Source organism: Nocardioides sp. BE266 (assembly GCF_031457855.1).
In the GTDB taxonomy this organism is placed as follows: domain Bacteria; phylum Actinomycetota; class Actinomycetes; order Propionibacteriales; family Nocardioidaceae; genus Nocardioides.
The window spans coordinates 615,956-638,071 of the sequence record NZ_JAURTI010000001.1 but is presented as its reverse complement, the minus strand read 5'-3'; the positions used below and the strand labels follow the sequence as shown (position 1 = coordinate 638,071).

General features: G+C 71.5%; 19 protein-coding genes. 10 read left to right on the top strand and 9 right to left on the bottom strand.

The features are described from left to right. Positions 1-6 precede the first annotated feature (6 nt). From J2X46_RS03075 to J2X46_RS03065, 3 genes are all read right to left on the bottom strand, one after another. Complete coding sequence (locus tag J2X46_RS03075) at positions 7-1,749, bottom strand: ABC transporter ATP-binding protein (RefSeq protein WP_310246726.1); 1,743 nt, start codon at positions 1,747-1,749, stop codon at positions 7-9. Beyond that, positions 1,746-3,470, bottom strand: coding sequence for an ABC transporter ATP-binding protein (locus J2X46_RS03070; RefSeq protein WP_310246725.1), 1,725 nt, complete (start codon positions 3,468-3,470; stop codon positions 1,746-1,748). The genes J2X46_RS03075 and J2X46_RS03070 overlap by 4 nt, the downstream gene beginning before the upstream one ends. A gap of 67 nt (positions 3,471-3,537) precedes the next feature. Beyond that, positions 3,538-4,080, bottom strand: a complete 543-nt coding sequence (locus J2X46_RS03065; protein WP_397212669.1) for a YbaK/EbsC family protein — start codon at positions 4,078-4,080, stop codon at positions 3,538-3,540. A 66-nt stretch (positions 4,081-4,146) separates the two neighbouring features. Between J2X46_RS03065 and J2X46_RS03060 the strand changes: the two genes are divergently transcribed. The 3 genes from J2X46_RS03060 to J2X46_RS03050 all read left to right on the top strand — a co-directional run bounded on the left by J2X46_RS03060 (position 4,147) and on the right by J2X46_RS03050 (position 7,538). Continuing rightward, positions 4,147-5,265: a glycerophosphodiester phosphodiesterase family protein gene (locus J2X46_RS03060; RefSeq protein ID WP_310246722.1), complete on the top strand. Its 1,119-nt coding sequence runs from the start codon at positions 4,147-4,149 to the stop codon at positions 5,263-5,265. Beyond that, entirely contained in the window at positions 5,220-5,774 is a 555-nt protein-coding gene (locus tag J2X46_RS03055) for a pyridoxamine 5'-phosphate oxidase family protein (RefSeq protein WP_310246721.1), read from the top strand. The genes J2X46_RS03060 and J2X46_RS03055 overlap by 46 nt, the downstream gene beginning before the upstream one ends. Positions 5,775-5,849: 75 nt before the next feature. Then, on the top strand, positions 5,850-7,538 hold the full coding sequence (locus J2X46_RS03050) for an aminotransferase class V-fold PLP-dependent enzyme (protein WP_310246720.1): 1,689 nt from the start codon (positions 5,850-5,852) through the stop codon (positions 7,536-7,538). Here J2X46_RS03050 and J2X46_RS03045 read toward each other — a convergent pair. Both J2X46_RS03045 and J2X46_RS03040 read right to left on the bottom strand, forming a co-directional pair. After that, the gene (locus tag J2X46_RS03045; RefSeq protein ID WP_310246719.1) at positions 7,535-7,831 is read right to left on the bottom strand and encodes a hypothetical protein; all 297 of its coding nucleotides are present in this window, start codon (positions 7,829-7,831) and stop codon (positions 7,535-7,537) included. The two genes, J2X46_RS03050 and J2X46_RS03045, sit on opposite strands and share 4 nt — an antisense overlap. A gap of 11 nt (positions 7,832-7,842) precedes the next feature. After that, complete coding sequence (locus J2X46_RS03040; RefSeq protein WP_310246718.1) at positions 7,843-9,162, bottom strand: PspC domain-containing protein; 1,320 nt, start codon at positions 9,160-9,162, stop codon at positions 7,843-7,845. A gap of 143 nt (positions 9,163-9,305) precedes the next feature. Here J2X46_RS03040 and J2X46_RS03035 point away from each other — a divergent pair, with 143 nt between their 5' ends. The 5 genes from J2X46_RS03035 (at position 9,306) to pcrA (ending at position 15,594) form a co-directional block, all read left to right on the top strand. Beyond that, on the top strand, positions 9,306-10,610 hold the full coding sequence (locus J2X46_RS03035; protein ID WP_310246717.1) for a PspC domain-containing protein: 1,305 nt from the start codon (positions 9,306-9,308) through the stop codon (positions 10,608-10,610). Beyond that, entirely contained in the window at positions 10,607-11,260 is a 654-nt protein-coding gene (locus tag J2X46_RS03030; RefSeq protein ID WP_310246716.1) for a response regulator transcription factor, read from the top strand. The genes J2X46_RS03035 and J2X46_RS03030 overlap by 4 nt, the downstream gene beginning before the upstream one ends. Positions 11,261-11,327: 67 nt before the next feature. After that, entirely contained in the window at positions 11,328-12,749 is a 1,422-nt protein-coding gene (locus J2X46_RS03025) for an APC family permease (RefSeq protein WP_310246715.1), read from the top strand. Positions 12,750-12,771: 22 nt separating this feature from the next. Continuing rightward, positions 12,772-13,125, top strand: a complete 354-nt coding sequence (locus tag J2X46_RS03020) for a hypothetical protein (RefSeq protein WP_310246714.1) — start codon at positions 12,772-12,774, stop codon at positions 13,123-13,125. 93 nt (positions 13,126-13,218) lie between these two features. Further along, the gene (pcrA, locus tag J2X46_RS03015; protein WP_310246712.1) at positions 13,219-15,594 is read left to right on the top strand and encodes a DNA helicase PcrA; all 2,376 of its coding nucleotides are present in this window, start codon (positions 13,219-13,221) and stop codon (positions 15,592-15,594) included. A 448-nt stretch (positions 15,595-16,042) separates the two neighbouring features. On the opposite strand, the gene J2X46_RS03010 is transcribed toward pcrA, so the two are convergent. Together J2X46_RS03010 and J2X46_RS03005 are read right to left on the bottom strand one after the other, a co-directional pair. Next, positions 16,043-16,768 (bottom strand): M23 family metallopeptidase, encoded by a 726-nt coding sequence (locus J2X46_RS03010; RefSeq protein WP_310246710.1) that lies wholly within the window; start codon positions 16,766-16,768, stop codon positions 16,043-16,045. Positions 16,769-17,013: 245 nt separating this feature from the next. Then, on the bottom strand, positions 17,014-18,339 hold the full coding sequence (locus J2X46_RS03005) for a deoxyribodipyrimidine photo-lyase (protein ID WP_310246707.1): 1,326 nt from the start codon (positions 18,337-18,339) through the stop codon (positions 17,014-17,016). Between the two features lie 129 nt (positions 18,340-18,468). Between J2X46_RS03005 and sucC the strand changes: the two genes are divergently transcribed. Both sucC and sucD read left to right on the top strand, forming a co-directional pair. Then, the gene (gene sucC / locus J2X46_RS03000; protein ID WP_310246705.1) at positions 18,469-19,638 is read left to right on the top strand and encodes an ADP-forming succinate--CoA ligase subunit beta; all 1,170 of its coding nucleotides are present in this window, start codon (positions 18,469-18,471) and stop codon (positions 19,636-19,638) included. Positions 19,639-19,658: 20 nt separating this feature from the next. Further along, positions 19,659-20,540 (top strand): succinate--CoA ligase subunit alpha, encoded by an 882-nt coding sequence (sucD, locus tag J2X46_RS02995; RefSeq protein ID WP_310246703.1) that lies wholly within the window; start codon positions 19,659-19,661, stop codon positions 20,538-20,540. Positions 20,541-20,544: 4 nt separating this feature from the next. On the opposite strand, the gene J2X46_RS02990 is transcribed toward sucD, so the two are convergent. Then, positions 20,545-20,784: a hypothetical protein gene (locus J2X46_RS02990; RefSeq protein WP_310246701.1), complete on the bottom strand. Its 240-nt coding sequence runs from the start codon at positions 20,782-20,784 to the stop codon at positions 20,545-20,547. Positions 20,785-20,786: 2 nt separating this feature from the next. Then, positions 20,787-22,094 (bottom strand): hypothetical protein, encoded by a 1,308-nt coding sequence (locus J2X46_RS02985; protein WP_310246700.1) that lies wholly within the window; start codon positions 22,092-22,094, stop codon positions 20,787-20,789. Between the last annotated feature and the right edge of the window lie 22 nt (positions 22,095-22,116).

Here is a 22,116-nt window from a genome sequence, read left to right as displayed (position 1 = left end):
GTGACGTCAGCCCTTGCCGTGCCAGGAGTCCCAGAGTGCGGCGTAGGAGCCGCCGGCGGCGACGAGGTCGTCGTGCGAGCCGAACTCGGAGATGACGCCGTCCTCGACGACGGCGACCCGGTCGGCGTCGTGGGCGGAGAAGAGGCGGTGCGCGATCGCGATGACCGTACGTCCCTCCAGCACGGCCGCGAGCGAGCGCTCGAGGTGGCGGGCGGCGCGGGGATCGATCAACGAAGTGGCCTCGTCGAGCACGAGGGTGTGGGGGTCGGCGAGCACCAGCCGGGCCAGCGCGACCTGCTGGGCCTGGGCCGGCGTCAGGGACCGGCCGCCGGAGCCGACGACCGTGTCCAGGCCGTCCGGGAGGGCAGAGACCCACTCGAGGGCGTCCACGGCCTCGAGGGCCGCCGAGATCGCCTCGTCGGAGGATCCCGGCCGGGCCAGTACGACGTTCTCCCGCAGCGTGCCGACGAAGACGTGGTGCTCCTGGGTGACGAGCGCGACGTGGCCGCGCAGGTCGTCGAGCGGCAGCTCGACCAGTCCGACGTCGCCGACGGTCACCCGGCCGGTGCGCGGCGGGTGGATGCCCGCGAGCAGGCGTCCGAGCGTCGACTTGCCGGCACCCGACGGCCCGACCATCGCGATCCGCTCGCCGACCCCGACGTCGAGGTCGACGCCGTGCAGCACGTCGCGTCCCTCGATGTAGGAGAACCGCACGTCCTCGGCGTCGAGCTTCTCGTCGGCCGGCACCGCGCCGGAGACCTCGCGGTCGTCGGGCACCTGCCCCACGCCGAGCAGGCGGGCGAGCGAGGCCGCGCCCATCTGGAGCTCGTCGAGGATCGCCACGATCCGGTCGACGGGGTCGATGAGCATCTGGACGTAGAGGGTCGCCGCGGTCACCTCGGCCAGCGACACCTGGCCGCGGGTGTAGAGCCAGCCGCCGAACAGCAGCGTGCCGACCACGGGCAGCAGGTAGGCGATCTCCATCGACGGGAAGAAGACCGTGCGCAGCCGCAGGGTGTAGCGCTCCGCGTCGTACGACGCCCTGCAGTCCGCGTCGGCGCGCGCGACCCGGTCGCCGCCGAGGCCGAGCGCCTCGACGGTGCGGGCGCCCTCGACGGTCTCGGCGAGCGTCGTCGTGATCTGGCTGTACGACGCCGACTCGCGCTCGTAGCCGGGCCGGGCGCGGCGGAGGTACCACCGCAGGCCGGTCACCAGCGGCGGCAGCGCGAGCAGGCAGGGGAGGAACACCCACCAGCCGACCGACAGCGCGGCGGCGAAGGTCAGCACCGCGGTCACCACCGCGATGGTCCACTCGGGCAGCGCCCAGCGCACCGACCAGCCGAGCTGGTCCACGTCGCGGCTGGTGCGGGTCAGCAGGTCGCCGGAGCCGGCCGACTCGACCGTCCCGACCGGCAGCGCCAGCGCGTTTTCCACGAAGTCCTCGCGCAGCTCGGCCAGGACCTGCTCGCCGAGCACTTGCGAGAGGTAGCGCGCGAAACGCGTGAGCACCGTCTGCAGGACGAGGAAGCCCGCCAGGATCAGGGCGATCCGGTCGACGTGGGACACCGTCGTGCCGTCCTCGACGGCCTGCACCAGGCCGCCGAGCAGGCGCGGCGCCGCGAGCCCGGCAGCGGCGGCCAGCACGTGCAGACCGACCGCGGACCAGAGCATCCGCGGGTGCCGACGGGCGAGGTCGCGCGCGTAGCGGCGTACGGCCGCACCGTCAGCAACAGGAAGGCGGGTATTCACGAGGCCTCCTCGACGTCGGGCTCGACCTCGCGCGTGACGATCGCGCGGTAGGCGGCGTTGGTCTCGAGCAGGTCGGCGTGCGTGCCGGTCGCGACGACCGCGCCCTCGACCAGCAGCGCGACCTCGTCGACCGCGTCGAGCAGGAGCGGGCTGACCGTGGTGACCACGGTGGTCCGACCGGTCCGGTGGCTGCGGAGGCGCGAGGCGATGCGCGCCTCGGTGTGCGCGTCGACCGCTGACGTCGGCTCGACGAGCACCAGGACCTCGGGGTCGGTGGTCAGCGCACGGGCGAGCACCAATCGCTGCCGCTGGCCGCCGGAGAACGACCGGCCCCGCTCGGCGACGATCGCGTCGAGGCCGTCGCTGAGGCCGTCGAGCACGTCCTCCGCCGAGGCGGTGTGCATCGCCGCGTCGACTCCGCCGCGGCCGCGCACGTCGAGCCCGGCGCCGAGCGGGCCGCTGAACAGCTGGCTGCTGGTGTCGGACACGACGATCCGGCGCCGCACCTCCTCGCGCGCCAGCGCCGTGAGCGGTACGCCGCCCAGCGTCACGTCGTCGTCGACGGGAGCAGCACACAGGCCGAGCCGGTCGGCGAGCGCGGCCGAGTCGTCCGGCTGGTCGCTGACGATCGCGACCATCCGCCCGGGCTCGACCCGCAGCCCGGAGCGGGCATCGGCGAGGACGCTGCCGACCGGAGGGGAGGCCGCCGGCGATCCCGGGTCGGCCACGTCGGGCTGGAGAGCGAGCACCGTGCAGACGCGACGGGCCGCGACGTGGGCGCGGATGTAGCGGTTGGCGAACTCCGTCGCGGTGCGCAGCGGCAGCATCAGGAAGGCCGCGTAGCCGTAGAAGGCGACCAGCTCGCCCGCCGTGATCTGGCCGGAGACCGCGGTGCGCGCACCCAGCCACACCACGACCACCACGAAGATGCCAGGCAGCAGCACCTGCAGTGCGTCGAGCATCGACTGCACGCGGGCGACCTGCACGCCGGCGGACCGGGTGCTCTGCGACTCACGGCGGTAGCGGTCGAGGAAGACCTGCTCGCCGCCGATCCCGCGCAGCACCCGCAGCCCGCCGACGATGTCGCTGGCGGTGTTGGCCAGCGCCCCCATGAGGTGGCGCTGGTGGGCGCTGCGCGCCTGCAGCGGCTTGAGCAACGGCCCCACGGCGACCATCAGGAGCGGCACGCCGATGAGCACGACGAGCCCCAGCGTGACCGACGTACGGAGCAGCAGGAAGGCGACCAGGAAGAAGGACACGATGGAGCCGGTGAAGCGCGCGCTCACGTCCATCAGGCTGCCGAGGTGCGAGAGGTCGCTGGTGCCGATCGCGACGACCTCGCCGGTCGAGACCTTGCGCGGCAGCGTCCCGCCGAGGCGGACCGTCTGCCGGGTGACGAGCTGGACGGTGCGGTAGGCCGCGGTCAGCCAGTTGGTCACCGCGAAGCGGTGCCGCATGATCCCGCTGACCGCCTGCACCAGGCCGACGCAGAGCATCACGCCGGTCCAGTACACGAGCTGTGAGGTGTCCTTCGCGGCCACGCCGAGGTCGATCGCGCGGCCGAGCACGGCCGGCATCACGGCCTGGGCGGCACCCCAGAGGATGCCGAAGAACATGCCGCCGGCCAGCGTCCGCCACTGCAGGCGGGCCATCCAGAGCAGGAAGCGACCCGGTGTGCGGTGGTCCGCCACTCCGGGATCGGGGACGGGAAGGCTGCGCACCTGCAAAGCCTAGATTTCGGGCGACGTGCCGGACGAATCCTTTTCCGACCGCCCGGTCAGCGACCCCTCACCGACCCAGGTCGGGCACCACCTCGGCGCCGGGGAGGTCGCCCAGCAGCCGGCCCGGCACCAGCAGCTTCGAGCTCCGTACGCCGCTGCCGACCACGACGACGGGCTCCTCGAGCAGCGCCTCGTGGACCAGCACCCGCCAGCCCTCGGGCAGGCCGAGCGGGGTGATGCCGCCGTACTCCATCCCGGTCTCCTCGACCGCGCGTTCCATCGGCAGGAAGGAGCACTTGCGGACGTCGAGCATCTTGCGCACCAGCGTGTTCACGTCGGCGCGGGTGTCGGCCCGCACGACGCAGGCGGCGATCCGCTCCTCGCCCGCCCGCGCCCCGGCGACGACCACGCAGTTGCCGCCGGCGGTCATCGGCACGTCGTAGGCCTCGCTCATCGCGGCCGTGTCGGCGAGCTCGGGATCGATCTCGACCACCGCGACCTCCGCGGCGCCCGGCCACCCGGCCAGCGCCGCGGCGACCGGCGCAGCGACGAGCGAGGGGTGGTCGAGTGAGGGCAGCGAGGTCAGCGTCGGGAAGGAGGGGAGCGTCACGCGGCCATCATGCGTCATTCACCCAGAGGTCACCGGCCGGTCCCGCGGGCCGTGCAGGCTGGCCCCATGACGGTGACCCGCGAGGCGCCCAGGTCATGGGAGGGCGTGGCCCCGTCGTTGGTCCTCACGCCCGCCGTGGTTGCGCACCGCGGCGCCTCCGGCCACCGTCCCGAGCACACCCTCGAGGCCTACCGGACCGCCATCCGGATGGGCGTCGACGACATCGAGCTGGACCTCGTCGCCACGCGCGACGGCGTCCTGGTCGCCCGGCACGACCTCGAGCTCAGCACGACGACCGACGTGGCGTCGCGTGCCGACCTCGCCCACCTCCGGCGCACCCGCAGCGTCGACGGGGTGGCCCAGTGCGGGTGGTTCGTGCAGGACCTCACGCTCCCCGAGCTCAAGACGCTCGCCACGCGTGAGCGGATGCCGGGGACCCGCCCCGACAACACGGCGTACGACGGCGCGGAGGGGATCCCGACGCTGACCGAGGTGCTGGCCATGGTCGGCGCCGAGTCGGTGCGCCGCGGTCGTCCGGTCGGCGTCCTGCTCGAGCTCAAGCACGCGACCCACCACGAGGCGGCCGGCCTGCCGCTCGAGGCGCCGCTCCTGCGCGACCTCGCCCGGCACGGGCTCGACCATCCGTGGGCGCGGGTGGTGCTCATGTCGTTCGAGACCACCGTCCTGCGCCGCCTCGCCGCCCGCACCCGGCTGCCGATCGTGCAGCTCCTCGAGACCGCGCAGCGCCATCCCGCCGACCTGGTCGCGGCTGGTGACCAGCGGAGCTACGGCGACCTGATGACGCCCGACGGCCTGGCCTGGATCGACGAGTACGCCGACGGCATCGGCCCGCACAAGTCGCTCGTCCTGCCCCGCGACGCCGGAGGAGCGATCGACACCCCCTCGACCCTCGTCCGCGACGCCCACCGCCGCGGCCTCACCGTGCACGTGTGGACGGTCCGCGGCGAGAACCGCTACCTGCCCAGCAACCTGCGCCACGGCGACGCGCCCGACGCGCTCGGGGACATGGCCGCCGAGGTCCGCGCGCTGCTCGCGGCGGGGGTCGACGGGGTCATCACCGACCACCCGGAGGAGGCACTGGCCGCGGTGCGGTCCCACGCGCGTGCGAGCCTTGGGCCATGGCACCACCCAGCCCGGGAGACCTTCGTCGGATTCCCTCCCTGACCGGAAGCGCTCCGTCGATCGACCTGCACGACCTGCCGCGGGACCCGACGGAGATGTTCGCCGCGTGGCTCGACGTGGCGCTCGACCGCGGCGTGCCCGAGCCCGTCGCCGCGACGCTGGCCACGGTCGACGACGACGGCGTCCCCGATGCGCGGACGCTGATCATCAAGGCCGTGGACGAGCACGGGTGGGCCTTCGCGGGCACGGCCTCGTCCCGCAAGGGGCAGCAGCTCGCTGCCTGCCCGAACGCGGCGCTCACCCTGTGGTGGCAGCCGCTGGTGCGAGCCGTCCGGGCACGCGGAGCGGTCGTCGAGGCGTCGCGCGACGATGCCGCGGCCGACCTCGCCGCGCGCAGCGAGGCCGCACGCACGGGGGTCGACCCGGAGGACTGGAGGCTGTGGCGCCTGGTCCCTTCCCGCGTCGAGTTCTGGCAGGGATCTCCGGACCGCCGGCACCTGCGGATCGTCTACACCCGTGACGGGGCCGGCTGGCACCTCGACCCCGGCTGATCAGGACGCGGCTCGTGCGAGGGGCTGCCTTCCGCCGATGGCAGGCCGCCCCTCTCGTCGGCGTACGCTCGGCGCGTGACGCACACCACGGACCGCTCGCGCGCCCTCCTGGAGCGCATCCGTGCCTCCGTCATCGGCGACGACCAGGTGATGCAGGGCCCCTACGGCCCGCGCCGGGTGACGTACGCCGACTACACCGCGTCGGGCCGCAGTCTCACCTTCATCGAGGACTTCATCCGCAACGAGGTGCTGCCGGCCTACGCCAACACCCACACCGAGGCGAGCGGCACCGGCCTGCAGACCACCCGCCTGCGCGAGGACGCGCGGCGCATCATCCGCGACGCCGTCGGCGGCGACGAGGAGACCGTGGTGGTCTTCTGCGGGTCGGGCAGCACCGCCGCGATCGACAAGCTGATCGGCATCCTCGGCCTGCGCGTCCCGTGCACCCTCGAGGACCGCTACGACCTGACCTCGCTCATCCCCGCCGACCAGCGTCCCGTGGTCTTCATCGGCCCCTTCGAGCACCACTCCAACGAGGTCAGCTGGCGCGAGACGATCGCCGACGTCGTCACGATCCACGAGGACGCCGACGGCCGGGTCTCCCTCGACCACCTGCGCGAGGAGCTCGAGCGGCACGCCGACCGGCCGCTCAAGATCGGCTCCTTCTCCGCGGCGTCCAACGTGACGGGCATCGTCACCGACACCGAGGGCGTGGCCGACCTGCTCCACGAGCACGGCGCCCTCAGCTTCTGGGACTTCGCGGCCTGCGCGCCCTACGTCGAGATCGAGATGAACGGCCCGGGCAGCTCCTACAAGGACGCGATCTTCATCAGCCCGCACAAGTTCATCGGCGGCCCCGGCACGCCCGGCGTGCTCGTCGTGCGCAAGGAGCTGATGGCCAACCGGGTGCCCGTCGTGCCCGGCGGCGGCACGGTCATGTACGTCAACCCGACCGAGCACCGCTACCTCGACGACAAGGCCCACCGCGAGGAGGGCGGCACCCCGGCGATCGTGGAGTCGATCCGCGCCGGGCTGGTCTTCCAGCTCAAGCAGGCCGTCGGCGTGGAGACCATCCAGGCCCACGAGGAGGAGATGCTCCAGCGGGCCGTCGCGGCGTGGGTCGCCGAGCCGACCATCCAGATCCTCGGCAACCTCGACTCGCAGCGGCTCTCGATCGTCTCCTTCGTGGTGAAGGCGCCCGACGGCACCTACCTCCACCACAACTTCGTGGTCGCGCTGCTCAACGACCTCTTCGGCATCCAGACCCGCGGCGGTTGCTCGTGTGCCGGCCCCTACGGCCACCGGCTGCTCGACATCGACCTCGACCACAGCCACCGGTTCGAGGCGCAGATCGCAACCGGCTGCGAGGGCATCAAGCCCGGCTGGGTGCGGGTGAACTTCAACTACTTCGTCGACGAGGAGGTCTTCACCTACGTCGTGGAGGCCGTGCGCCTCGTCGCCCGCGAGGGCTGGCGGTTGCTGGGCGACTACCGCTTCGACCCGCTCACCGGGCTGTGGCACCACCGCACCGGAGCGGTCGAGCCGCCGCTGCGCCTCGCCGACGTGTCGTACGACGTCAGCGGCGCGATGACGTGGCCCGCGCACACGACGACGGCCCCCGTCTCGGTGCTCAGGGAGCACCTCGACGAGGGCCGCGCGATCATGGCTGCCGCGTCGCCTCCGGACTGGTCGGACACCGCGCACCTGGGTGAGGACTTCGACGACCTCCGCTGGTTCGCGCTGCCTGCCTGCTCCCTGGGCTAAACCCGCGACTTCCGCGAGGGCCACACGGTCGCGGCCAGTCCGGCGGCGCCCGCGGCGAGCCACGGGATCGGCAACAGCCAGCGCAGCTCGTCGGTCTCGACGACGTCGCCCTGGACCAGCGCCCACACCAGGACCATGCCGGCGAAGGCGACGCCCATCACGAGCTGGCCGATGTTGACGGGGTGGCGGCCCGAGGGCTTCTCGGGTGCGTCCAGCGGGCCGACCATCGGCTCGTCGTAGCCGTAGACGTCCGTGTCGTAGCTGGTGTCGTACGTGCTGTCGTTCTCGCTCATGTCAGTGCTCCTCAGGCGGCTTCGCGGACGACGATCTCGCCGGCGACCAGGTCGATGTTGATGGTCATGTCGGGCACACCGGCACCGCCGTCGCGGCTGCCGTCGACCTTGATGTCGAACCCGTCGTTGCGCTGGTCGAAGACCCGGCTGTCGCCGGCCACGACCTCGGTGGTCACGTCGACGTCCATGCCGTCGGGGACGATCACCTCGACCCGTCCGCCGACCCCGTCGACGGAGATCTCCTTGCCGTCGAGGGCGTCGACGTCGCTGACGGCCGACAGGTCCAGCAGGAACTCCCCGCCACCGAACTCGTAGCTGTCCTTGACCGCGCCGGGCGTGGTCGGGACGTAGGTGTGGTGGTCGTCGGGGAAGTGGTCGCCGGCGGTGGCGCCGGCGGTGGCCAGTGCAGCCACGAGGCCGAGGGCGATCAGGCCACCGGCACGGCCCCAGAACGAGCCGACGAGCAGCATCAGCGCGATGATCCCGAGGGCGAGTGCCGGGTAGGCGCTGTCGGTGATCGAGGCACCGGCCAGGTCGACCACGCCGAGGACGCCCTCGGCGAGCGCGATCAGCGCCAGCGTGAAGAAGAACAGGATGGGTCCGCGACGGCGCGGGTTGCGCGGCCGGCGCCGGGTCTCGCGGGAGTACGACGCCGGCGGGGGCGCCCAGCCGTACTGCTGCTGGCCGTAGCCCTGCTCGTAGGTCTGGCTGTACGTCTGGCCGTAGGTGTCGGTGGCGGCGATGTCGTCGACGTCCGCGTCGGTCGTCGCGTCCTCGTCGGTCCCGACGCTCCCGGTGGGAGCCTGGGGAGCGGCGGTGGCCGTGGCCCAGGTGCCCGTGGGGCTGGTCGGCGGTCCGGTGTAGCCGTAGCCGCTGCGCGGCTCGGCGTCGTTCTGCTTGCGGTTGAGGAACCAGACGATGACGACCGCGGCGATCGCGAGCGGCCACGGGAACCAGAAGGCGCCGGCCCAGTCGCCGAAGGCGCACAGCACGGCGAGCACGCCGACGCCGGCGAGGGCGAGCTTGCGGTTGCGCTGGTCGAGGCCGAGGGGCTCGTCGTTGGTGCCCTCCTCGGGCACCAGGATCCAGGCGCCGACGTAGGCCAGCAGGCCGGCGCCGCCGAAGAACACCGCGACCACCAGCGCGACTCGCACGATGATCGGGTCGATGTCGAGGTGCCGGGCCAGCCCGCCGGCGACACCGGCGATGTGGCGGTCGGTGACGCTGCGGCGCAGGCGGCCGAGGTCCTTCATCTCCTCGCGGCTGACGCGGGGACCGGGACCGCCGGCAGGCGGTGTGGGGTGCTCGGTGGTGGGGCTGGCGTTGTCCATGGCTCCACTCTGGTCCGCGGCGGGGCTCCTCACCATCGGGGACAGCCCTGATTCACCGCGGCCCTGCCCGGGACCGGCTCAGGGTCGGCTCGGGGTCGATCCTCATGGTTCGCTGCCTGCGTGCCTGCGACGATGGAGGCACGATGAGCCACACCACCCCCAGCCCCGCCTCCACCTGGCGCCCCGGACAGCCGCGCCGCGCCTACCGCGACCTGTCCCACCCGATCGCGGGTGGTGTCGCGTCCGGCCTCGCCGCGCACCTCGCGGTGCCCGTGCTGTGGGTGCGTGTCTTCTTCGTCGCGACGGCGCTGCTCGGTGGTTTCGGCCTGATGCTGTACGCCGGCCTGTGGGTGTTCCTGCCCGCCGGCCAGGGCTTCGAGGTGAGCGCACCCGGCCTGGAGAGCGCCACCCGCACCGGCAAGCGCCCCGGCCGACGCTCGCGGTTGCGCGACGCCGGCCCGGCGATCGCGATCGGCGCGCTGCTGTTCGGCGTCGTGCTCGGCTTCGAGGGGATCTTCGGACAGGGCGCCCTGTTCTGGCCGGTCGTCCTCGGCATCGCCGGCGTCGGCCTGCTGTGGCGCCAGGCCGACGAGGCGCAGCGCGAGCGCTGGATCGACTCCTCGGGACGGATCGACCCGTTCCGCGCTGTCTTCGGCAACGGCGGCTGGGCGGCGTACACGCGCTTCGCGGCCGGTCTCGGCCTGATCCTGACCGCGCTCATCGTCTTCGCCGTCGCCGCCGGCCAGGCGACGTTCGCCGTGCCGGTCCTGGTGGCCGGGCTGCTCGGCCTGGTGGGCCTGGCGATCGTGGTGGGCCCGTGGGCGATGCGCCTGATCAACGACCTCGGCGCCGAGCGGGCCGAGCGCGTGCGCACCCAGGAGCGCGCCGACATGGCCGCCCACCTGCACGACTCCGTGCTCCAGACGCTCGCGCTGATCCAGAAGAACGCCCACGACTCCACCACCGTCGCGCGGCTGGCCCGTTCGCAGGAGCGCGACCTGCGGCAGTGGCTCTTCGAGGCCGACACCTCCGACGCCACCACGCTCGCCGGTGCGCTGAAGGAGATGGCGGCCGAGGTCGAGAGCCAGCACGCCGTCGTGGTGGACGTGGTCACCGTCGGTGACTGCGACCTCGACGAGTCGCTGCGGCCCGTCGTGCACGCCGCACGCGAGGCGGTGGTCAACGTGGCCAAGCACGCCGGCACCCAGCGCGCCGACGTCTACGCCGAGACGACCTCCGGCGCGGTCGACGTCTTCGTGCGTGACCGCGGCGCCGGCTTCGACGTCGACGCCGTCGCCGGTGACCGCCAGGGCGTGCGCAACAGCATCGTGGACCGCATGTCGCGGCACGGCGGCAGCGCGGACGTACGCTCTGCTCCCGGGGAGGGCACCGAGGTCCGCCTGCACATGCCCCGCAGCCATTCCCGCAGTGACGAGGAGAACCGATGAGCCAGCCACCCGTGCGCGTCGTCCTGGTGGACGACCACGCCATGTTCCGGGCCGGGGTCCGGGCCGAGCTGGCGTCCAGCGGCGCCGGCGTGGTCGAGGTCGTCGGTGAGGCCGCCGACGCCGATGCCGCGATCGCCGTCGTCCACGACCTGCAGCCGCAGGTCGTGCTGCTCGACGTGCACCTGCCCGGTGGCGGGGGCGTCGAGGTGATGCGTCGCCACCCCTCGCCCAACACGCTCTACCTCGCCCTGTCGGTCTCCGACGCGGCCGAGGACGTCATCGGCACGATCCGCGGCGGTGCCCGGGGCTACGTCACCAAGACGATCACCGGCCCCGAGCTCGTCGACGCGATCACCCGGGTCGCCGGGGGAGACGCGGTGTTCTCGCCGCGGCTGGCCGGCTTCGTGCTCGACGCCTTCGCTGGCTCGATCGACGTCGCGGCGGTCGACGAGGACCTCGACCGGCTCACCGAGCGCGAGCGCGAGGTGATGCGCCTGATCGCCCGTGGGTACGCCTACAAGGAGGTCGCGAAGGAGCTGTTCATCTCCGTGAAGACCGTCGAGACGCACATGTCGTCGGTGCTGCGGAAGCTCCAGCTCTCGAGCCGCCACGAGCTCACGAAGTGGGCCTCGGACCGGCGCCTGCTCTGATCCGTCGTACACCCCCCAGGGGTGGTCGACGTTTGACATCTCGGTGTCGACCCGATGGGGTCGGCGGATGTCTGAGACAGCCACGGCGCCCGAGCTCGACGACCACGACAGCGAGCTGAAGAGGTCCATCACGGGCCGGCTCCTGTTCTTCTACACGCTCGGAGACGTGCTCGGATCGGGCATCTACGTGCTCATCGGACTGGTCGCCGCCGCGGTCGGTGGCGCGTTCTGGATCGCCTTCGCCCTCGGCGTGACCGTCGCCGCGATCACCGGGGCGGCGTACGCCGAGCTGGTGACGAAGTACCCCCGCGCGGCCGGCGCGTCGCTCTACGTCAACAAGGCGTTCGGCAACCGCGCGCTGACCTTCCTCGTGACGGTGTCGTTCCTCGCCGCGAGCATGGCGGCCTCCGGCTCGCTGGCGACCGGCTTCGCGTCGTACTTCGCCGAGCTGTGGTCGGGTCCGCCGGCGCTGCTGGTGTCGCTGGTCTTCGTGGCGATCCTGGTGGTCGTCAACTACATCGGCATCACCGAGTCGGTCGTGATCAACATGCTGATGACCTTCGTCGAGGCCGCTGGCTTGGTGATCGTGATGATCATCGGCGTGGTCCACGTGGCCAGGGGCGACGCCGACTTCGGCGTGCTCACCCACATCGACACCGGCGGCGACTACACCAGCCCGGCGCTCGCCGTGCTGGCCGGCATCTCCTTCTCCTTCTTCGCGATGACGGGCTTCGAGAACACCGTCAACGTCGCCGAGGAGACGATCGAGCCCTACAAGGCGTTCCCGCGCTCGCTGGTCGGCGGCATGCTCGTCGCCGGGCTCGTCTACGTCCTGGTCTCCATGGCTGCCGCGCTGACCGTGCCGACCGAGACGCTCGCCTCCTCCGACGCGGCCCTCCTCGAGGTGGTGAAGGCAGGCATCCTGCCCTTCTCGACCGAGCTGATGACGACGCTCTTCTCGGTCATCGCGCTGGTCGCGATCACCAACACCACGCTCGTCACGATCGTGACGCAGCCGCGCATCCTCTACGGCATGGCCCGCGAGGACGTCGTGCCGGGCATCTTCGCCAAGGTCCACGCCGAGCGCCGCAGCCCGTGGGTCGGCCTGCTCTTCAGCGGGACCGTGGTCGGCCTGCTGCTCGTCGTCGGCACCCTGCTCACCGAGGCCGGGGGCGGCATCGACCTGGTCGGCCGGCTGGCGACAGTGACCGTCGTGCTGCTGCTCGCGATCTACGCGCTGGTCATCGTGGCGTGCCTGATGCTCCGCGGCCACGACGAGCACGACGACATCTTCCGCGCCAACACCCCGCTGCTGCTGGTGGGCCTCGTCGGCAACCTCGCGATCCTCGGGTTCACCGTGTACGACGACCCGACCTCGCTGGTGTGGTGCGCAGGCCTGCTCGCCATCGGCGTCGTGCTCTTCCTCGCCGAGTACCTCTTCGGCAGCAAGGGCACCGCCGACGACACCCCGGAGTACGACGCTGTGTAGGAGAGCCCACTAGGCTGTGCGCATGGAGACCCTGCGGCTGGTGCTGCTGTTCGTTCACATCCTGGGCTACGCGGCCCTCCTCGGCGGGCTGCTGGTGCAGGTGCGCGAGGAGACCAAGTCGGTCAACCCACTGATGCGCGACGGCATCGGCACCGCGTTCGTCGCCGGGCTGCTGCTGGTCGGGGTGCTCGAGAGCCTCGGGTCGCCCGACCACGCCAAGATCGGCGTGAAGTTCGCGATCGGCCTGGTGATCCTGGTGCTGGTGATGGCCAACATGCGCAAGCCCAGCATCCCGCAGGGCCTCTACCTCGGGCTGCTGGTGCTCACGCTCGCCAACATCGCGGTGGCCGTGTTCTGGTCGCCGGTCCACGCCTGATCCGCGCCTGGTGCACTCCTGATCCAGGGCCCCGTCCACAGCGTCCACCAGGGCGTCCCGGCTGTCGTACCGGCCGCATAGGCTGGGTCCGACATGAGCCCCACAGATGCATCCCTTGATCGAGCGCTGATCGACAACCCCCTCCTCGAGGGCCTCAACGAGCCCCAGCGAGCCGCCGTGGTCCACGCCGGCGCGCCCCTGCTCGTCGTCGCCGGCGCGGGCTCGGGCAAGACCCGGGTGCTGACCCGCCGGATCGCCTGGCTGATCAACGAGCGCAAGGCCCACCCCGGCTCGATCCTCGCGATCACCTTCACCAACAAGGCCGCGGCCGAGATGAAGGAGCGCGTCGAGGCGCTCGTCGGCAAGCGCGCCCGGATCATGTGGGTCTCCACGTTCCACTCCGCGTGCGTGCGGATCCTGCGCAAGGAGATCGACCGCGTCGGGTTCAAGTCGAACTTCTCGATCTACGACGCCGCCGACTCCAAGCGGCTGATGACGATCGTGCTGCGCGACCTCGAGCTCGACCCCAAGCGCTACCAGCCCAACGCGGTGCTCCACTGGGTCTCCGACCAGAAGAACGAGCTGCGTGACCCGGAGGACGCCGCCAAGGATGCGCGCAACTCCTTCGAGGAGGCCTACGCCAAGGCGTTCGTGGGCTATCAGCGCCGCCTGCGCGAGGCCAACGCCCTCGACTTCGACGACCTGATCATGATGACGGTGCACCTGCTGCAGGCGTTCCCCGACGTCCGGGAGAACTACCGCCGCCGCTTCCGCCACGTGCTCGTGGACGAATACCAGGACACCAACCATGCGCAATACAGCCTGATCCAGCAGCTGTGCGGGCAGTCCTTTGAAGAGGGACACCAGGAGTCGGTGGAGCCGAGCGAGCTGATGGTGGTCGGCGACGCCGACCAGTCGATCTACGCCTTCCGCGGCGCCGACATCCGCAACATCCTCGACTTCGAGCAGGACTTCCCCGACGCCACGACGATCCTGCTGGAGCAGAACTACCGCTCCACCCAGACCATCCTGTCCGCGGCCAACTCCGTGATCGGCAACAACCGCGGCCGCAAGCCCAAGCGGCTGTGGACCGACGCGGGGGCCGGCGAGCGGATCACCGGCTACGTCTCCGACGACGAGCACGACGAGGCACGCTTCGTCAGCGAGGAGATCGACAAGCTCGTCGACGACAACGGCATCAAGCCTGCCGACGTCGCGGTGTTCTACCGCACCAACGCGCAGTCCCGCGTCTTCGAGGAGGTGTTCATCCGCACCGGCCAGCCCTACAAGGTCGTCGGCGGGGTGCGCTTCTACGAGCGCCGCGAGGTCCGCGACGCGCTGGCCTACCTCCGGATGCTGGTCAACACCGCCGACGAGATCTCGCTGCGCCGGGTGCTCAACACCCCCAAGCGCGGCATCGGCGACCGGGCCGAGGCGTGCATCGCCGCGCTGGCCGACCGCGACCGCACGACCTTCTGGGAGGCGCTGACCCGGGCCGCCGAGGCGCCGGGCCTGGCCACCCGCAGCCTGAAGAACATCGAGGCGTTCGTCGCGATGATCCAGGAGCTCCAGTCGATGGTCGAGGCCGACGAGCGTCCCGACGTGATCCTCGAGTCCGTCCTCGAGCGCTCGGGCTACCTCGCCGAGCTCGAGGCCAGCGACGACCCGCAGGACGGCACCCGCGTGGAGAACCTCGCCGAGCTCGTCGCCGTGGCGCGCGAGTTCGCCGAAGACCCGCAGCCCGGCCCGAGTGCCGACCCAGCCGACGTGGAGGCCGGCACGGTGGCGGTCGGCCTGGGCGACTTCCTGGAGCGGGTGGCCCTGGTGGCCGACGCCGACCAGATCCCCGACGCCCCCGACGGCGACGACTCCGGCGTCGTCACGCTGATGACCCTCCACACCGCCAAGGGCCTGGAGTTCCCCGTCGTCTTCCTGACCGGTCTGGAGGACGGCGTCTTCCCGCACCAGCGCTCGCTGGGCGACCAGCCCGAGCTGGAGGAGGAGCGGCGACTGGCCTACGTCGGCCTCACCCGGGCCCAGCAGCGCCTCTACGTCTCCCGCGCGATGGTCCGCTCCGCCTGGGGCGCGCCCGCCCACAACCCCGCCAGCCGCTTCCTCGACGAGCTCCCGGTCGACCTCGTGGACTGGCGTCGTACGGCAGCCGAGCAGACCCGCTGGGGTCGCCCCGACCTCTCCGGCGGAGGGTCCACGCGCCTCGGCACGCCCACCGACGCGGGCCGGCGCAACTTCAGCTCGGCCGCGCTCCGCGCCGACGCCGCGGCCAAGGCCAAGCCCGCCCGCGAGATCCCGAGCCTCGAGCCCGGCGACCGGGTCGTGCACGACTCCTTCGGCATGGGCACCGTGGTCGCCGTCGACGGGGTCGCGGACAAGTCCGTCGCCTCCATCGACTTCGGCTCCGAGGGCGTCAAGCGCCTGCTGCTCCGCTACGCCCCGGTCGAGAAGCTCTAGCCGCCGCCCTCCGCGAGCGGTGCGTGAGGGGGATTCGAGCGTCGCGGAATCCTCCTCAGCAACCGCTCGCGTGCGTGTCGCCGTACGACGCACCGGCTGGCGGTGTGTGAAGGGGATTCGGGGGCCGGGGAATCCTCCTCACGCACCGCTACCAGGTCGGGCGGTGCGTGGTGCAGGTTCTGGCGCGCCGAAACATGCCTCACTCACCACTACCAGACCGGGCGGTGCGTGGTGCAGGTTCTGGCGCGCCGAAACATGCCTCACTCACCGCCGAATCGGTGATGGGTCGTCTCGCTCGCCGCGGCTTCGTTCCTCAGCCGCGGGTCGCTCGACTCGGGTGGCGACGCACACCGATCGAGAGATTTCGATACGCGCGGCAGCGCCTTCGCGAGCTCAGGCGCTCGCGCTACTCAATCTCCCCTGACTGCCGACGCGCTCCGCGCGTCGGTCAGGGGACGATGCCGTGCTCGACGAAGGCCTGGAACGGGTCGACCGGGCCGCCGCCGCCGGGGCGGACCTCGACGTGGAGGTGGGAGCCGGTCACGTGGCCGGTGGCGCCGACGGTGCCGATGACCTCGCCGCCGGTGACGTGGTCGCCGACCGAGACGTAGATCGAGGTCTGGTGGCAGAACCAGATCTCGGTGCCGTCGTCGAGGGTGATGACGGTCTTGTTGCCGTAGGCGCCGTCGTAGCCGGTGGAGGTCACCGTGCCGTTGGCGATCGCCATGATCTCGTCACCGGTGTCGCCGTTGAAGTCGAGGCCGGTGTGGTAGCTCGACCAGAGGCCGTACTGACCGAAGGTCGCGGTGATCTGGTAGTGCGCGAGGGGGAGAACCCACTTGTTCTCCTTGATCTTCGCCGCCTGCTTCTCGGCCGCCTTGCGCATCTCCTCGAGCTTGGCGGCGCGCTCGGCCATCTGCTTCTCGGCCAGCGCGACGAGCTCGGGATCGGTCTCCTCGGCGCTGACGTCGGAGTCGCGGGTCGCGCTGCGGCTCACGACCTCACCACGACGGGCGAGGGCGGTGCCGGCAGCGCCGACGGCGTTGGAGGCGTCGAGCGAGGTGCCCGACGAGGTGAGGGCAGTCGCACCCGCACCGGCAGTGACGGCTCCACCCGCGGAGATCGCGAGGACGGCCACACCTGCCACCAGGGGCAGCGACGGCAGGCTGCTCACCATCGAACGGCGCGGGGGCGGGGTGGCCCGTCGCTTTCCGGTCGTGGGTGCAGCCGGTGCCGAGGTGGCGCGACGCTTGGGAGCGCGCTCCGCTCGGTGGTTGCCCATAGGGGTAGTTACCAATCTGCCGGGTCAGGGGGGTCGGGTCGGCAAGACCGCGACGACTGTAACGGAAAGATCACGGGAAAGTGCAACCCTCGATCAAATTAGTGGTGGGAGCGCGCTCATTGGTCGCTATCCGGACGTCACGCCCGCGCGGCCTGGTAGCGATCGAGCGCCTCGAGCCGTTCCTCCGCGTGGTCGACGATCCGCAGCGGGTAGTCCTGCTCGTAGCCGGTGTCGGACTTCCACGGCTCGTGGGCCGCCTTGCCGGGCAGGTGGTCGAGCTCGGGCACCCAGCGGCGTACGTAGTCGCCCTGCGGGTCGAACTTGATGCCCTGCGTGACGGGGTTGAAGACCCGGAAGTACGGCGACGCGTCGGTGCCGGTGCCGGCCACCCACTGCCACCCGTGGTTGTTCGAGGCCACGTCGCCGTCGATGAGCAGGTCGAGGAAGTGCCGTGCGCCCTCGGGCCACCAGACGTGGAGGTCCTTGGTGAGGAAGGAGGCGGTGATCATCCGGACCCGGTTGTGCATCCACCCGGTCTCCTTCAGCTGTCGCATGCCCGCGTCGACGATCGGGAAGCCGGTCTTGCCGTCGCGCCACGCCTCCACCGCGTCCTCGTGGTCGTCGTACCTCATCCCCTTCAGCGCGGGCTTGAGGTCGGCCCACGCCGACTCGGGGTGGTGCCACAGCACGTCGGCGTAGAACTCGCGCCACCCGAGCTCGTTGGCGTAGGTCGAGGAGTGGTCGACCTCGGCCAGCAGCGAGCGCGGGTGCAGCACCCCGAGGTGGAGGTACGGCGACAGGCGGGAGGTGCCGTCGTGGTCGGGCCGGTCGCGCTCGCTGCGGTAGTCGCGCAAGCCGTCCTTCACGAAGGCCTTCCACCGGCGCCAGGCGGCGTCCTCGCCGGCGCCGGGCAGGTCGAACGGCGCGTCGGCGACCGCCTTCTCCAGCATGTCGATCGCCCGCTTGCGGGAGTCGGCCGGAGCGAGGTCGGGGGAGCGCGGCGTCGTCGCCGGCTCGGGCCAGCCGTGCTCGCGCCAGGCCCGGGCGAAGGCGGTGAAGACCTGGTAGGGGTCGCCGCTGCCGTTGCGGACGCGCCCCGGCCCGACGGCGTACGGAGAGCCGGTGGCGACGAGCTCGACGGACTCGCCGACGGCGGCGTCGCGGCGCGTGCCGTAGGGCGTGGTCTCCGCCGACACGTGCACCCGCCGGTCGCCGGCCACACGCGGCACCACCTCGCGAGGATCGCCGTGGTGGATCGTCAACGGGATCCGCTCGGCGAGGGCCAGCACGTTGGCGGCCAGCCACGCCCGGCGCGCTGCGCCGGCCCCGGACCAGAGGGCGGGGTCGACGACGAAGAGCGCCGTGACCGTCCCCTCCTCCAGCGCGGCGAGGAGCGCTGGGTTGTCGCGCACCCGCAGGTCGCGCCGGAACCACATGACTGCTGAGCTCGAGCTGGCGGGCATGTCCCTCAACGTAGCCCGGGGTGACCACCACCACGCTCACCCGACCTCGTGCGACCCGCCGGGGGAGGTCTAGGGTGCCGAGAGGGAATCCCCGCCACTGTTCGCAAGACGAAAAGGACTGGTCACCTCGTGGACCTGATGGAATTTCAGGCGAAGGAGCTCTTCGCCAAGCACGGAGTCGCAACCACGCTGGGTGTGATCGCCGAGACCCCCGAGGCGGCCCGCGCGGCTGCTGAGGAGATGGGCGGCGTCACCGTCATCAAGGCGCAGGTCAAGGCCGGTGGCCGCGGCAAGGCCGGTGGCGTGAAGATCGCGAAGACCGCCGACGAGGCCGAGTCCTACGCGCGCGACATCATCGGCATGGAGATCAAGGGCCTGCGCGTCAACCGCGTCCTGGTTACCCCGGCGACGCCGCCGGTGGAGGAGTACTACTTCTCCTTCCTTCTCGACCGCTCCAACCGCTCGCACCTGTGCATCGCGTCCGTCGAGGGTGGTGTGGAGATCGAGGAGGTCGCCAAGACCAACCCCGAGGCCGTGCGCCAGATCCGCATCGACGCCCTCGAGGGCGTCACCCCGGAGAAGGCCGCCGCGATCGTCGACGAGGCCAAGTTCCCCGCCGAGCTGCGCGACCAGGCCATCGAGATGGTGCAGAAGCTGTGGCAGGTCTACGTCCAGGAGGACGCCACCCTCGTCGAGGTCAACCCGCTGGCCCGTCTCGAGGGCGACAAGCTCGAGGCGCTCGACGGCAAGGTGTCCCTCGACGACAACGCCTCCGAGGTGCGTCACCCCGACCACGAGCAGTTCGAGATCCGCGAGGAGGCCGACCCGCTCGAGGCGAAGGCCAAGGACAAGGGCCTCAACTACGTCAAGCTCGACGGCCAGGTCGGCATCATCGGCAACGGCGCGGGCCTCGTGATGAGCACCCTCGACGTCGTCGCGTACGCCGGTGAGGCGCACGGCGGCGTGAAGCCCGCCAACTTCCTCGACATCGGCGGCGGCGCCAACGCCCAGGTGATGGCCGACGGCCTCGACGTGATCCTCAACGACGAGCAGGTCAAGAGCGTCTTCGTCAACGTCTTCGGTGGCATCACCGCGTGCGACGAGGTCGCCAACGGCATCAAGGGCGCGCTGGAGATCCTCGGCGACGAGGCCTCCAAGCCGCTGGTCGTCCGCCTCGACGGCAACAACGTCGAGCAGGGTCGCGCGATCCTCGACGAGCTCAACCACCCGCTGGTCACCCAGGTCGACACCATGGACGGCGCGGCCGACAAGGCCGCCGAGCTCGCCCACCAGGCCTGAGAGAGAGAAACAGAACTCACATGTCTATCTACCTGAACTCCGACTCCAAGATCATCGTCCAGGGCATGACGGGCGGGATGGGTGCCAAGCACACCACCCTCATGGTCGAGTCCGGCGCCAACATCGTCGGCGGCGTCAACGCCCGCAAGGCCGGTACGACGGTCGAGCTCGGCGGCAAGGAGCTGCCGGTCTTCGGCACCGTCGAGGAGGCCATGAAGGAGACCGGCGCCAACGTGTCCGTCGCCTTCGTCCCGCCGGCCTTCACCAAGGACGCCTGCCTCGAGGCGATCGACGCCGAGATCCCGCTCCTCGTGGTGATCACCGAGGGCGTCCCGGTCCTCGACACCGCCGAGGTCGTGCAGTACCTCGAGGGCAAGTCCACCCGGATGATCGGCCCCAACTGCCCGGGCATCATCACGCCCGAGGAGTCGCTGGCCGGCATCACGCCGCACACCATCGCCGGCAAGGGCCCGGTCGGCCTCGTGTCGAAGTCGGGCACGCTGACCTACCAGATGATGTACGAGCTCAAGGACTACGGCTTCACCACCGCCATCGGCATCGGCGGTGACCCGATCATCGGCACCACCCACATCGACGCCCTCGAGGCCTTCGAGAACGACCCGGAGACCAAGGCGATCGTGATGATCGGCGAGATCGGCGGCGACGCCGAGGAGCGCGCCGCGGCCTACATCAAGGAGCACGTGACCAAGCCGGTCGTCGGCTACGTCGCGGGATTCACCGCCCCCGAGGGCAAGACCATGGGCCACGCCGGCGCTATCGTGTCGGGCTCCTCGGGCACCGCGCAGGCCAAGAAGGAGGCCCTTGAGGCCGCCGGGGTCAAGGTCGGCAAGACGCCGTCGGAGACCGCTGCGCTGATGCGGGAGATCCTGCAGAACCTCTGAGTGATCAGTCGCGGTCGAGCTCGAGGCTCGACACCGGCTCCGAACGGCCTCGCAGGTCCACCTGCGGGGCCGTTCTGGCTCTCGGCACCGCGACCGGGTGCTTCACCGGGTTGCGGGCCGTCCACAACACCTGCCACACCACCTGGGCGCCGAGGAGGCGCACCGGCGCGGTGACCGACAGGCGGCGGCGCGGTGAGGGCAGCGTGGGACAGGCTGCGCTGGACAGCGTGGCTGGAATGGACATCTCTAACACCCCGTTTTCGTGAACACACACATCGCCGGAAGGATCTGCTCGGTGGTCTGGGTGACCCCGTCGGCCTGCTCGTCCAGCGATGCGAGCGAACCTTCACCATAAGTTCCGACCAGCAGCCGCGCCGAACCGACCCGCGTGACCTGGAAGACCGAGCTCCCCAGCCCGTCGTCGTACGTCAGGCCGACGGTCACCGTGTCGTAGCCGGTGTCGCGCTCGAGCACCGTCCAGACCTGGTTGCCCTGGCCGTGGCACTCGGCGGCCGACTGCCGGAGCACGTCCATCGGTGCGACGGCCTTGTCGGCGTCGTCGTGGACGAACAGCTCGCGCCACTCGTGGTACTCCGGGCCGGACGCGGCCGTGACGAGCCGCCGCAGCCCGGCGGTTGTCTCGCGCTGCGGCCACACGACCCGCCCGCACATCTCGAGCTCGCCGAGGCCGTCGCCGTCGGCAGAGGGCTCGGACACCTTCGTCTCGCCGTCCTCCTCGGGCAGGCCGACCGCCAGCGGGAAGTCGTCCGGGATCGCCGCACCCTGCGGCTCGGCGGTGGCCGACCCGGTGGGCTCGGGGGACGACGTGTCCGTCTCCGTGTCCGTCTCGGTGTCGTCGAACATCTGGAGCGCCTCGACGGTCGCGCGCAGCGGTTTCACGGTCTGGTCGACGGCCCGCTGGGCGTCGATCGTCGCCGCGTCGCCGTCGGGCGCCCACTGGCTGTACGTCGACGTGACCAGCAGTGCGGCGCCGACCGGTACGACATGGATGACGGTCGCACCGGAGCCGGCCTTGCCGTCGAAGGTGTAGGTCTGCACGAGCGTGGTGGCGGGTGTCGGGCCGAACGGCGAGTCGCGGACCTCGGTGAGGGTCTCCTGGTCGCCATCGGCCGTCACGGTCGGGCAGGTCCGGGGGAGGTCGGCGAACGACTGGGACAGCTGCGCCGCGTCGTCGGCGTCGCCGAGCAGCACCAGCTCCCGGGTGTTGGCGGACTCGCCGCCGCTGTTGTCGGCGACGAGGCGGTCGCGGATGCCGAGGCCGCGCAGGGGAGCGGTGCCGCAGAGCGTCAGGTCCCGCAGGCCGGTGCCGGTGCGCGAGGTCGGGATGGTGTCCTGCGGCCCGCCCATCCCGGCGGACAGCGGGAAGTCGTCGGGGATCGCGGTGCCCGCGGGCTCCGGGGTCGCGCCCGTGCTGTCGGACGCCCCAGTCGCCTCACCCGCGGACGGGGCGTCGGCCGACGGCTCCTCGCCACAGCCGGCCAGCGCCAGCGTGGTGGCGAGGGCAGCGGTCAGGAGCGCGGAGCGGAACCTCATGCCCCGTGAGACTCCACAGGTG